The 12,830-nt window shown below is 69.3% G+C and carries 12 protein-coding genes; 1 reads left to right on the top strand and 11 read right to left on the bottom strand.

Annotated features, from left to right (window positions below; translation table 11 throughout):
• Positions 1 to 328: ArsR/SmtB family transcription factor (locus CTE05_RS19155; protein ID WP_146847897.1), on the bottom strand; the 328-nt coding region annotated here is incomplete at its 3' end.
• A gap of 258 nt (positions 329 to 586) precedes the next feature.
• Complete coding sequence (gene dnaB, locus CTE05_RS19160) at positions 587 to 1,963, bottom strand: replicative DNA helicase (RefSeq protein WP_146847898.1); 1,377 nt, start codon at positions 1,961 to 1,963, stop codon at positions 587 to 589.
• Between the two features lie 307 nt (positions 1,964 to 2,270).
• Between dnaB and CTE05_RS19165 the strand changes: the two genes are divergently transcribed.
• On the top strand, positions 2,271 to 3,632 hold the full coding sequence (locus tag CTE05_RS19165) for an MATE family efflux transporter (RefSeq protein WP_146847922.1): 1,362 nt from the start codon (positions 2,271 to 2,273) through the stop codon (positions 3,630 to 3,632).
• 3 nt (positions 3,633 to 3,635) lie between these two features.
• Here CTE05_RS19165 and CTE05_RS19170 read toward each other — a convergent pair whose 3' ends face one another.
• The 9 genes from CTE05_RS19170 to CTE05_RS19210 all read right to left on the bottom strand — a co-directional run bounded on the left by CTE05_RS19170 (position 3,636) and on the right by CTE05_RS19210 (position 12,705).
• The gene (locus CTE05_RS19170) at positions 3,636 to 4,202 is read right to left on the bottom strand and encodes a hypothetical protein (protein WP_146847899.1); all 567 of its coding nucleotides are present in this window, start codon (positions 4,200 to 4,202) and stop codon (positions 3,636 to 3,638) included.
• A gap of 5 nt (positions 4,203 to 4,207) precedes the next feature.
• A complete protein-coding gene (locus CTE05_RS19175) occupies positions 4,208 to 6,541 on the bottom strand; it encodes a glycoside hydrolase domain-containing protein (protein WP_146847900.1) in 2,334 nt (777 codons plus the stop codon).
• 132 nt (positions 6,542 to 6,673) lie between these two features.
• A complete protein-coding gene (locus CTE05_RS19180; RefSeq protein ID WP_146847901.1) occupies positions 6,674 to 7,753 on the bottom strand; it encodes a hypothetical protein in 1,080 nt (359 codons plus the stop codon).
• Positions 7,750 to 8,190, bottom strand: coding sequence for a peptidoglycan-binding domain-containing protein (locus CTE05_RS19185; RefSeq protein ID WP_222595521.1), 441 nt, complete (start codon positions 8,188 to 8,190; stop codon positions 7,750 to 7,752). Before CTE05_RS19185 ends, CTE05_RS19180 begins: the two co-directional genes overlap by 4 nt.
• Before the next feature lie 244 nt (positions 8,191 to 8,434).
• Entirely contained in the window at positions 8,435 to 8,884 is a 450-nt protein-coding gene (rplI, locus tag CTE05_RS19190) for a 50S ribosomal protein L9 (RefSeq protein ID WP_055915966.1), read from the bottom strand.
• 14 nt (positions 8,885 to 8,898) lie between these two features.
• Complete coding sequence (gene rpsR, locus CTE05_RS19195) at positions 8,899 to 9,135, bottom strand: 30S ribosomal protein S18 (RefSeq protein WP_028051084.1); 237 nt, start codon at positions 9,133 to 9,135, stop codon at positions 8,899 to 8,901.
• A 77-nt stretch (positions 9,136 to 9,212) separates the two neighbouring features.
• Positions 9,213 to 9,752: a single-stranded DNA-binding protein gene (locus CTE05_RS19200; protein ID WP_146847903.1), complete on the bottom strand. Its 540-nt coding sequence runs from the start codon at positions 9,750 to 9,752 to the stop codon at positions 9,213 to 9,215.
• 79 nt (positions 9,753 to 9,831) lie between these two features.
• Positions 9,832 to 10,125, bottom strand: coding sequence for a 30S ribosomal protein S6 (rpsF, locus tag CTE05_RS19205; RefSeq protein WP_055915972.1), 294 nt, complete (start codon positions 10,123 to 10,125; stop codon positions 9,832 to 9,834).
• A gap of 204 nt (positions 10,126 to 10,329) precedes the next feature.
• Entirely contained in the window at positions 10,330 to 12,705 is a 2,376-nt protein-coding gene (locus tag CTE05_RS19210; protein ID WP_146847904.1) for a transglycosylase domain-containing protein, read from the bottom strand.
• Between the last annotated feature and the right edge of the window lie 125 nt (positions 12,706 to 12,830).

Below are 12,830 nucleotides of genomic sequence, written 5' to 3' on the forward strand. Positions count from 1 at the left end.
ATGCGCAGGTGCAATCCGGGCCGCAGCACGTCGGGTCCACCGCGAGCACCAGCTGCAGCAGATCCCCCAGCGCGGAGGCCAGGTGCGGGTCCGCCAACCGGTACCAGGTCCGCCGTCCGTCCGGGATCGACTCCACCAGGCCGCAGCCCCGCAGACAGGCCAGCTGGTTCGACATCACCTGCCGTGACACGCCCAGCGCATCAGCCAGGTCCGAGGGATAGGCGGGTGCCTCGCGCAGCGCCAGCAGGATCCGAGTGCGCGTCTCGTCGGAGAGGGCATGACCCAGTCGAGCGAGCGCCGAGGTGTGCGTGACGGTGGCCTTCTCCATGAGCACCACCATACACGCTGTGCTGTATTCAGCGGAGGATGTACCGCGCGGGTGGCTCAGCTCGCGTGCGCGCACCTAAACCATCGTTGCTGCGGATCTACAGGGACCAGCTCGGCCGGTCGATGAGGTCGCCACCGTACTTAAAGTATCCAGGCCCGATTCTCAAACTATCTTGCATCTCGACACGTACTTAAAGTATCCGGGCCCGATTTTCAAACTATCTTGCATCTCGACATCTCGACAACAACAACGGAGACGTCAGGCCTGCATGTCCACGAAGCGCGAGTAGTGCCCCTGGAATGCCACGACGAGCGTGTCCGTCGGCCCGTTTCGGTGCTTGGCCACGATCACGTCGGCCTCACCGGCGCGAGGTGACTCCTTCTCGTATGCGTCCTCGCGGTGCAGCAGGATCACGATGTCCGCGTCCTGCTCGATCGATCCCGACTCGCGAAGGTCGCTCATCTGCGGCCGCTTGTCGGTGCGCTGCTCGGCGCCACGGTTCAGCTGCGAGATGGCGATGACGGGGACCTCGAGCTCCTTCGCCAGCAGCTTGAGCGCTCGGGAGAACTCGGACACCTCCTGCTGCCGGGACTCGACGCGCTTGCCGGAGGACATCAGCTGCAGGTAGTCGATGACCACGAGCTTGAGGTCGTGCTTCTGCTTGAGCCGCCGGCACTTGGCGCGGATCTCCATGAGCGACATGTTGGGGGAGTCGTCGATGAACAGCGGCGCCTCGGAGATCTTGCCCATGGTCGCGGCGATCTTGGCCCAGTCGTCCTCGCCCATCTGACCGTTGCGCAGCTTCTGCAGGTGCACGCGCGCCTCGGCGGACAGAAGTCGCATGGTGATCTCGTTGCGGCTCATTTCCAGCGAGAAGACAACAGACGTCATGTTGTGCTTGATGGACGCCGATCGTGCAATATCTATTCCCATGGTCGATTTGCCAATTGCAGGCCTTGCCGCGAGGACAATCATTTGTCCGGGGTGCAGTCCGTTGGTCAACCGGTCCAGGTCCGAGAACCCCGTCGGCACGCCGATCATGCCCTCGCCGCGGTGCCCGGCGGCCTCGATCTCGTCGACCGCCCCGCCGATGATGTCGCCGAGGATCAGGTAGTCCTCCGACGACCGCCGCTCGGTGACGGCGTAGACCTCGGCCTGCGCGTTGTTCACGATCTCGTCGACGTCGCCACCGTCGGTGCCGTAGCCGAGCTGGACGATGCGGGTGCCGGCCTCGACGAGCTTGCGCAGGACGGACCGCTCACGCACGATCCGCGCGTAGTAGCCGGCGTTCGCCGCGGTGGGGACGGACGAGATGAGCGTGTGGAGGTAGGGGGCGCCGCCGATGCGCTGGATCTCGCCGCGCTTGGTCAGCTCGTCGGCGACGGTGATGGCGTCGGCCGGCTCACCGCGACCGTAGAGGTCGATGATCGCGTCGTACACGACCTCGTGCGCGGGCCGGTAGAAGTCGGTGCCGCGGATCTGCTCGACGACGTCGGCGATCGCGTCCTTGGAGATCATCATGCCGCCGAGCACGCTGCGCTCGGCGTCGAGGTCCTGCGGCGGGGTGCGGTCGTAGCCGCCGCCACCGCGGTTCGTGCCCGCCGGCGCGCCGTACTCGAGCTCCTCGATCGTCATCTGATCCCCACCGTCGTCATCCGAACACATGTTCCATGGGGGGTCTGACATCCGCGCCCAGACGAGTTCCCGGGCACAGCATCGGGTCCTCGCACTCGCGACGTTAGGGGGTCCCGGGCGCTCGTCCAAACCTGTCGCGACGCCCCTGTGGGCAACGTGCAGACTTCTGTGGAGCGGGCCCTCACCTACTGTGAGCAGGGCTGTGGATCACGTCCGAATCTGTCCACAGTCCGTGGACAGGGGTGTGGACAGAGGGACGAACTTCCGTGCCGATCCGCTCGTCACCCGCAGGAACGCTGTGCACGTGCTGTGGATTCGAGAAAGGTTGGCCGCGATTTCATCTGTCGGACATCGACCGCCCGGCATCGACCGCCAGATACTCGCCCTTGCCGTCCCGGCGCTGGGTGCACTGGTCGCCGAGCCGCTCTTCGTGCTCGTCGACTCCGCCGTCGTCGGCCACCTCGGCACCGCCCCGCTCGCCGGTCTGGCGCTCGCGTCGACCATCCTCATGACCGTCATCGGGCTGTGCGTCTTCCTCGCCTACGCCACGACGGCGGCCGTCGCGCGGCGCCTCGGTGCGGGTGACCGGACCGGTGCGCTGCAGGTCGGCGTCGACGGGATGTGGCTCGCCCTCGGCCTCGGCCTCGTCCTGGCCGCAGCCACCTGGCTGAGCGCCCCGTGGCTCATCGGGGCTCTCGGGGCGTCCGACGAGGTCGCCCAGCAGGCCGTGACCTACCTGCGCTGGTCGGCGCCGGGCCTCCCCGGCATGCTCCTGGTCCTCGCATCCACCGGCGCGCTGCGTGGGCTGCTCGACACCCGGACCCCTCTCGTCGTCGCTGCCACCGGTGCCGTCGTCAACGCCGTGCTCAACGTGGTGCTCGTCTACGGCGCCGGGATGGGGATCGCCGGCTCGGGCCTGGGCACGGCGCTCACCCAGCTCGGCATGGCCGTCGCGCTCACCGTCGTCGTCGTCCACGGGGCGCGGGGCTCCGGGGCGCAGCTGCGACCGGCCGCGGGTGGCATCTGGGCCAACGCGCGCGCCGGGACGCCGCTGTTCGTCCGCACGCTGTCGCTGCGTCTGGCCATCCTCCTGACCGTGTGGGTGGCCACCGGTCTCGGCGCGGTCGAGCTCGCCGGGCACCAGGTCGTCGCTGCCGTCTGGGGGCTCGCCGCGTTCGCGCTCGACGCCCTCGCCATCGCCGCGCAGGCCCTCGTCGGCCACGCCCTCGGTGCCGCCGACGTGCCCCGCGTCCGCGCGCTCCTGCGGCGCACCCTCCAGTGGGGGGTCGGCGCCGGAGCCGCGCTCGGCCTGCTCGTCGGCGGGCTGTCGTGGGTGTACGTCCCGCTCTTCACGACTGCCGACGACGTCCGAGCAGCGGCCGTCGCCGCCCTCGTCGTCGCCGCCGTGACCATGCCGATGGCCGGCTGGGTGTTCGTCCTCGACGGCGTCCTCATCGGTGCCGGCGACGGCCGGTTCCTCGCCTGGGCCGGCATGGCCACGCTGGTGGTCTACGTGCCGTTCGCCCTGGCCGTCCGCGAGGCTGCACCGCCGGGTGCAGCAGGTCTGGCGTGGCTCTGGGCGGCGTTCGCTGGCGTCTTCATGCTGGCCCGTGCGGTGACGACGGGCTGGCGGGCACGCGGCACTGCGTGGATGGTGACCGGTGCCTGACGCTCACAGGACCGCGCACATCCAGGGTGACGTGGCCGCGATCACGCCGATCCCGGCAACGCTCAGGCCCAGGGCGAGGGCCACGCCCCGCACGGCGGACCGACGGCCCTCCCCCTCCGACAGCCGGCCCACTCCGACCATCACGCCCAGGACGACCACCGCCGGCAGCGCGGCCGTGAGGTAGCTGCAAGCAGTGGCGATCACCTCACCCGCCGACACCGGCGCGGGGATGAACGTGGACGCCACGAGTCCGAATGCGAATGCGATCGCGACGACCGCGACACAGACACCGCAGACGAACCGGCGTGCCGGACGCGCGAGCTCGGCCAGGCCGCCGGATGCCTGACCGTGCGCGGTCACCCCGGCGAGGACGACGACCACGAGGACGAGCAGAACGGTCGGCCCGACGACCGGGGCCAGCGGGGACCCGAGGTCACGGCAGCTCGCGAGCGACGGCACCCAACGCAACGCGTAGACCGACGCGCCTACCGCCAGCGCGCACCAGACGAGCACGAGCAACGTGGAGACGAGCCGGTTCGCCGTGTCGTAGCCCTCCTGCGCACCAGTCACCGCGGTCACGGTAGCGGCGGGCGGGGCGCTCCGAGGAGCCGGTCCGCGAACACCCGCGCCAGCGTGGGCAGCTCCGTCACCAGCTCGACCTCGGTCACGCTCCCGTCGTCGGCCTGCTCGCCGGGCCGTCGGGCCCCGTCGAGCTTCGCGGAGACCGCAGGGAACACCCACGGCGTCCGATTGACGAAGAGGTGGTGGACCGCGGCCTCGATCCGGGTGCGGTCGTCGGCGAACCTCTCTCGCAGGAAGGTCCGGTACCGCCACCGCGGATCGTCGTCGTGCGTGAGGATCTCGCGGACGGCGTCCGCGAGACTGCGGTCGGCGTCGTCCAGCAGACGCTTCGCGACCAGGAAGGCATCGATGTCGGCGATCAGGTCGGTCTCGCCGAAGCTGGACTCGCCGGCGGCGCCGTACCCGAGGCGGTACCCGCACCACGAGCCGACGGTGAGCGAGCTGTCGGCACTGCGTGCCGTGGCGTACTCCGCCCAGAACGTGACGAGGTCGAGCGCCCAGGCCCCGAGGTCACCCGGCCCGACGGAGCCGTCCGACGTGTACGACCACTGGACGTAGCCGCGCGTCGAGGCTGCGAAGTGCTCCAGGTCACCGGCGTAGTTGGCGACGTCGTACAGCGGGTCCTCGACGGGCACGAGCGCGGCCGAGTCGTGGAACGACTGCCTCGCGGCGGAAAGCAGGGCCGCCTGCACCGGGTCGGTCATCACACTCTCGGGCTGGGGTGTGTAGGCCCGGAACTGCATGTCGTCGTACTTGCGCTTCTGGAGGTGGTAGAGGACGAGCTCGGTGGCGTACTTGCGCACGGCGAATGCGCCCACCGAGCGCTCGAGAGCGCACTCCGCCTGGTACGTCAGCTCGCTCAGACGCCAGAACCAGTCGTTGACCTCCACCCGGGTCCCGGAGGCGTCGGTCACTGTCCGCGACGGCGTGGGGAGCACCGCGTCGGGACCGATCGGCGCTGCCCGGGGCGACACGATCACCTTGTCGATCTCCACGAGTCCCGTCGGGGTGCTGACCTTGAGCTCCTGGATCTGGTCGTAGGCCCAGGCACCGGGAAGCGGATAGCCGAGGTTCCCGCTCCACCCCCTGGAGATCCCGCCGACGAAGGCACTGACCGCGAGGCCCCTGTCGCACACCTTCTGGCACACGTTCCGAGGGCCGTAGACCCCGATCTGGTACTCGTTGGCGCGCGCTCGGCGGACGCCGTCACGCACCTTCTCGAACCAGGGGATCACCAACGCCTCGATGTCGCCGTCCGTCGCGTCCCAGTCCACCGGGAAGTAGATGACCGCACCGGGCTTGATCCCGAGCTGCCGCGCGCGCAGGACGGCCGCAGAGCCGTGGCGGTACCCGATGTCCCCGGTGAAGTAGCCCGGGGCGTTGTTGTACTCCTGGAAGATCGGGAACAGGCTCATGCCCGCGTCATGGATCGTGCGGATCTCGACGGCCTGGATCCGCTTGGTCACGCCGTTCAGGTATCTGCCGACGACGGAGTAGCCCGCGCCTGTCAGGACCGCGGCTGTTGTCGCCGTGATCGGGACGTTGGTGTCGCAGGCCGTCCCGGGACGGTCGGGGTCCCCGGTGCTGACCAGCAGCGACGCCCAGGTCGAGAAGTTGCCGATCCCGGTCGACGGGAGTCGGACGAACTCTTGGAACTCCTGGACGGCCACCTTGGTCGACGTGCCGAACGACCCGTCGACAGGGACCGGCCGGCGGTTGAAGGCGAGTGCGCTCTGGAACAGACGAACCCACCGTCTGGTGCCGTCCACCATGCCGAGCGACACGGTGCCCTTCTCCTTCAGCCCGGCGACGGTCCCCGGACCGAAGCTGCCGTTCGCGGTGCCGTCGGCCATCCCGATCTCGTACTGGATCGCGAACATCAGGCCCTTCTGCACGTCGCGCGAGAAGATGCCGTCGGCGGGGACGACCGCGAAGTCCCGCCGGCTCAGGTACGTCGCGTTCAGCCACCGCTGCGCCGAGCGGATCGTCGGGTCGCCCCCACGCACCAGCACGTAGGCGTCCATGGTGAGGATGGACTTCATGATCTTCACGGTGATGTCGGGCGACGTGTCACTCAGACCCATGTCGCGCTTGACCGAGCTGCACGACGCGGCGATGTCCTCCGTGTATCGACCCGAGAGGATGTCGCCGCCGAAGTAGCCCTTGCACCAGAGCGCGCACGCCAGGATCTGGACGACCCTCGCCTTCGTCGCCGACGTGATCGCACCGATCTGGCTGGTGAAGCGGGACTCGGTGGTCGGGCCGAACGTGTCGGACAGCGAGGTGATGCCCAGCTCGTGCTGGAGCGCACGAGTCAGCGCGAACATCGTCCGCCACCCCGTTCGCCCGTCCTCGGGCACTTCCGTGTACCCGGGCACGTCCTTGTAGTTCTCGTTCACCCAGACCTGAGCAGTCTGAACCCACACGTCAGCCGTGGCGAAGTTCCTTCGGTCCGGACGTCAGATGGTGCCGACGGCGATGCCGTCGGTCGTCGGGGTGCCCGACGACGTGAGGTCGACAGCGGTGTACCGGCCCGTCTCCCGTGGGACTCCCGCACCGGCGCCGACGAGCGAGACTGTCGCCCGCCGGAGGCTCCGGGGGGTCGGTGGTGCGGCGACCGGGGTGCAGTCGAGAACGACGTCGAGGACCGACCCGGCGGGAATCGCCACCGGCACCACCCACGAACCCCTCAGGAGCGTCTCGTCCTGCCGTCCGACACGGGGCGTCGGCGCGGCTATCGCCAGCCCGTCGATGGAAGCGGTGAGCACTTCCAGACCTGCGACGACGCTCGCATCGAGGTCGACGACGAGCTCGCTGCCCGCGGGGATCGGTGCCGGACCGGTGCTTCGTAGGCGCACGGAGATCGGCGCCCGGTATCCGAGCGGCCCGAGCGACCCCGGCAGCTCGAGGGACGTCCATGCGGCGGCGACCTCGACCCCCCACGGCGTCGCCGGCACCGACCGACTGACGGTGGACCAGGTTCGCGCCGTACGCTGCGCGCCGCCACGGCGCACGACCTCGATCACCAGGGGGTGCGGTGCGCCGATGTTCTCGTCGGGGTACAGGTCGAGCGGGCGCAAGGGCAGAGCGACCGTCGATGACGAGCGACGCCGGGAGGAACCCTGGGGTCGCACCACGTCGAAGGTCACGCGCGCGGTTCCGTCGTCCAGCACCTGCGCCGGCTCGCAGGACGCGGACCAGGACGCGGTCCCTGCGGCGATCGCCACCCGGTCGGTCGAGGCGAGCAGACGCAGGTCGAAGCTCACCGTGACGGTGAGGCCCGAGGACGGGAGCGCGTAACCGGCGATGCTCACCGCGAGAGGCACGTCGAGCACGTGCTGAGTGGCCCACGTCGAGTCGTAGGTGACGATCTCCGACGTCTCCAGCGGCACCAGAGCGACCGCCGTCCCACCGGCCGCCCGTTCGGAGGCCGCTGCCTTCGTCGGAGCCGCGAGCAGCGCGGTGCCGATCCCCGACACCGCCCCCGTGAGGACCGCGCGCCTGCTCGGTCCCTGCGGCCCGAGTCGGTCCGGGGTCATGCCCACTTCGACCAGCATCGACCGCGGTAGACGGTGTGAGTCGAGTAGTCGTAGACCGGCCACAGCATGGTGAACTTCGTCTTCGTCCCCATGACACCGTCTGCGTCGAGGCCCTCCGCCATCTGGATCCGCCGGACGCGCGACTGCGTCGTGGCGCCGAAGTACCCGTCCTCGGAGATCAGCGGCTCGTTCAACGGCTTGTAGCAGATGTTCCACGCCCGCTGGAGCTCTTTGATCCCCACCGTGGGCGGCTTGGCTTCGATGGCCAGCCAGCACGCGACGATGCCGTTGCCGCTCGCCGCAGCGGGGATGCGGACCTGGTCGGGGCCGGGAGCCAGCTGCGACTCCATGAAGTTGCAGTTGCCCCCGGTGACCGCGGAGGCGGGCGTGGCCGACACCGCCACACCGACCAGCCCCAGTCCGAGGGCGAGAGCCACGGCCGTGACCCTGGGGATACGCGAACGGGCTCGGCTGGACGTGGTCGGTGGTCGAACGGACATCTGGAATGCTCCGATGCATCCGGGGGCGCGTGGGCAGGAGTCACATGGGGCGTGACCTGCGTCACCGTAGCAAAGACTGCGCGGCTGGATGGGCGAAACGGAGCACCGAGAACACCACGACGCCCGACTGGGGATCCCAGCCGGGCGTCGTGGACGTGCAAGGTCGAACAGGTACCTCAGCTCAGGCTGCGACGACCTTGACGGTCACCGTCGCGGACACGCCTGCGTGCAGGCGGACCGATACCTGGTACTCGCCGAGGGCCTTGATCGGCTGACCGATCTCGACCTTCCGCTTGTCGATCTGCGGCGCGCCGGACTTCTTGACCGCGTCGGCGATCTCTGCGGTCGTGACGGCACCGAACAGACGGCCCGACTCGCCGGCCTTGGCCGACACGACGACCGGCTTGCTCTGCAGCGAGTCGCGGATCGCCTTGGCGTCGTCGAGCGTCGCGATCTCGCGGGCCTTGCGGGCCTTGCGGATCGCGGTGACGTCCTTCTCGGCGCCCTTGGTCCAGGGCGTCGCCAGGTTGCGCGGGACGAGGAAGTTCCGGGCGTACCCGTCCTTCACCTCGACCACGTCGCCGGGCTCACCGAGACCGGTGACCTCGTGGGTCAGGATGATCTTCGCCATGATGGTCCCCTTTCTCAGCGCGCCGACGACGAGTAGGGCAGGAGAGCCATCTCGCGGGCGTTCTTGACGGCACGCGCGATCGCGCGCTGCTCCTGGACGGACACACCGGTCACCCGGCGAGCGCGGATCTTCCCGCGGTCGGAGATGAACTTGCGCAGCAGCGCAGTGTCCTTGTAGTCGACGACGTCGATCTTCGCCGCCTTGAGCGGGTTCTGCTTCTTCTTCGGCTTGCGGACCACGGCCTTGGCCATCGTGGTGCTCCTTGTCTGCTGGAGCCCTGGGCGTTGCCGTGCCCAGGGATGGGGAGTGTCTGAGTGTCAGGCGCCGATCAGAACGGAGGCTCGTCGGAGTAGCCGGCACCGCCAGCACCACCCGCGGGCGTGGCCCACGGGTCGTCCTGCTGGTTGCCGCCACCGCCGCCGGAGCCACCGAATCCGCCGCCACCGCCACCGTTGCTGAAGCCGCCGCCCCCGCCGCCGAAGCCACCGCCGCCGCCACCCGAACGCTGGGTCCGGGTGACCTTGGCCGTGGCGTAGCGCAGGGACGGGCCGACCTCGTCGACCTGGAGCTCGTACACGGTGCGCTTCTCGCCCTCACGGGTCTCGTACGAGCGCTGCACGAGCCGGCCGGTCACGATGACGCGGGTGCCCTTGGTGAGCGACTCGGCGACCGACTCGGCCGCCTCCCGCCAGATCGAGCAGCGGAGGAACAGCGTGTCGCCGTCCTTCCACTCGTTGCTCTGGCGGTCGAACGTACGGGGGGTGGACGCGACGGTGAAGTTCGCGACAGCGGCCCCCGAAGGGGTGAAGCGCAGCTCGGGATCCCCGGTCAGGTTCCCGATCACCGTGATGACGGTCTCACCGCTCATGCCCAGCTCCTCGTTCGTTCGATCAGTCGGATGCTCATGGATGTCTGGGACCGCACGCTATCTGCGGCCACCCACAGGATCAGGCGTCGGCGCGCAGGACCTTGGTCCGCAGGACGACCTCGTTGAGGCCGAGCTGACGGTCGAGCTCCTTGGCGGTCGCGGGCGTCGCGTGGAAGTCGATGACGGCGTAGATGCCCTCGGACTTCTTCTGGATGTCGTAGGCAAGCCGACGACGGCCCCAGATGTCGACCTTGTCGACAGTGCCACCGTCGGTCTTGATGACCGTCAGGTACTTGTCGAGCGACGGAGCAACGGTGCGCTCTTCGATCTCGGGGTCAAGGATGATCATGAGTTCGTACTGACGCAGGCTCATACCCACCTCCTCTGGTCTTCGCGGCCACGGTCGATCCGTGGCAGGAGGGTGTGTGCGTCGCTGGCCTCGACGACCCGTCCATGACGACGAGCCGACGAGGGCACAGCAATCTCCTAGGCTACCCGGCCCGGAGCCACCGCCGAAATCGGCTGTGGACGGAGGTGTGCCCGCAAGCTCGGACGGAGGGCGACGGCGCGCCCCCCGTCACGGAGTCGGAGCAGGGGTCGGCGGAGGCTCCGTCGGGACGGGCTCCTGCGTCGGGACGGGCTTGGGCCCACTGGACACGACGAGCGTCACGGAGCCGCCCGGGGCGAGGATCGTGCCTCCGCGCGGTTCCACCCGGATCACCCGCCCGGACGTCACCGTGTCCGACGGTTCCGACACGATGCTGGCAACGAGCCCGGCGTTCACCACCGCGGCCGTCGCGTCGCCCTCGAGCTTGCCTTCCAGGCCCGACGGGACCGCGATCTCGGAGGGCGCCTCCTGCGTCGGCTCCTCCGTCGGGGCGACGGTCTCGGACGGTGCCGTGGCCGACGGTGACGGCTTGCCACCGACGTTGGCGCGCGGCGGGAAGTCCACGACGGGTGCGTACTGCGGCTGGGCGAACACTTCCTTCATGTAGGACTGCCACAGGAACGCCGGCCAGGTTCCGCCGGTCACCTGCTTGGGACGACCGAACGGCGTGATCGTCTCCTGCGTGGTGCCGTTGATCTGGTTGAGGGACACCTCGGTGACGATGGTGGGGGTGAAGCCGACGAACCAGGCCGACTTGTTGTCGTTCGAGGTGCCGGTCTTGCCCGCGATCGGGCGTCCGAGCGGCTTGATCCAGTCCTCGCCAGACCCCTTCTGCACGACCTGCGTCATCGCGAAGGTGGCGTCGGCGATCACGTCCGGAGCGAACGCGCGCTGCTCCTCCGTCGGCTCCTTGCGCTCGAAGGCGACCGAGTCGTCGGGGTTCAGGACCGTCCGGACGATGAACGGGTCGACCCGGATCCCGCCCGAGGCGATGGTGGCGTACGAGCCGGCGATGTCGAGCGGGCGCACGGCGTCCGTCCCGAGCACGTTGGCGGGGTTGGACTGCACCGGGGTGGTGATGCCCGCCCTCGTGGCCGCCTCGGCGGTCTTCTCCGGGCCTATCTGCAGGTTGAGCTGCGCGTAGACCGTGTTGACCGAGTTGGCCGTGGCGTCGACCAGGTCGATGGTGCCGAACTGCGAGCCGCCGAAGTTCGGCACCGTCCAGTCGTCGAACTCCTGCGGCGACCGGCCGTTGAACTTGGTGGTCAGGGGCACGCCCTGCTCGAGCGCTGCGATGAGCGTGAACGGCTTGAACGTCGACCCGGCCTGGATGGGCTGGTACGTCGCCGTGTTCTTCTGGTCCGCCAGGAAGTCGGCGCCTCCGTACAGGGCGACGATGGCGCCGTCCTTCGGGTCGATGGACGACAGGGAGACGCGGGTGAGTTCGTTGGGCATCGCGCCGTCCTGCTCAGGGAGCGTGCCCGCGCGGAAGGCCGCGACCTGCGTCTCAGCCGCGACCTGCAGCGGCTGCTGGATCGTCGTGACGACCGAGAGACCCTTGCGGTAGATCTCGTCGTCGGTGAGCTCGAGCGGCGGGCGGTTGAGCTCGTCGCGCACCATCTCGAGCAGGTAGCCGACGGGTCCGCCCATCGAGTCCAGCCGCTTGTACTCGACGGTCGGCGGGAACGTCATCGCCGCGCGGTCGGCGGGGGCGAGCCAACCCTCCTCCTCCATGGAGTCGAGCACGATGTTCCAGCGCGCCTCGGCCTTGTCCGGCGCCTTGGCCGGGTCCCAGTTGTTGGGCGACGGGATGATGCCGGCCAGGAGGGCGGCCTCGGCGACCGTCAGGTCCTTGGCGTCCTTGGCGAAGTAGGACTGCGACGCGGCCTGGATGCCGTAGGAGTCACGACCGAAGTAGATCGTGTTCAGGTACCGCTCCATGATCTCCGGCTTCGACTCCACCCTCGCGATCTTGATCGCGAGGAGGGTCTCCTTGAACTTGCCGACGTAGTCGGTCGTCGTCTCGGCGACGTAGTACCTCTCGACGTACTGCTGCGTGAGGGTCGACCCGCCCTGGGTCGGCCCGCCGCGCAGGTTGTTGATCAGCGCGCGGCCCATGCCGGTGATCGAGATGCCGCTGTTGTTCGTGAAGAACGTCTTGTCCTCGGCGGCGGCGACCGCCTGGCCCACGTACTCGGGCAGCGTCGGGTACTCGACGAGCGTGCGCTTCTGCGCAGCGAACGTGCCCATCACCGCGCCCTGGGAGCCGTCGGCGTTGTTGGCGTAGTACACCGTGGTCGTCTGCGCCCTGGTGTCGTCCGCCTGGTTCGGGATCGTCGTGCTCGCGTACGCCGCCACCATCGCACCGGCCCCGAGGAAGCCGACCGCGAGGATCGTGCCCACGGTGAACCGCCACGACGGCAGCCAGCGGTGCAGGCCCTCGTAGCCGGACCGCGGGTAGTCGAAGAAACGTCGCTTGGGGGCGTTGCTGCCCGACGAGGTTGCCGTGCCGCGGGGCGCCGTGCGCTTGCCCCGGGCGGGTGCCCTCCGCTTCGTGCCTGCCAACGCTCTGCCTTCCGTCCGACGACTGGGTCCGGCCGTCGCGCCCGGTTTCGGGCAGGCGTCAGCCGCGGAGGCCAGTATGGGGGACCTCACTGAGCGCGCGCGGTATGGCGGAGCCCGGATCCGAC

This window comes from Cellulomonas terrae (genome assembly GCF_007990265.1).
Lineage (GTDB): Bacteria > Actinomycetota > Actinomycetes > Actinomycetales > Cellulomonadaceae > Cellulomonas > Cellulomonas terrae.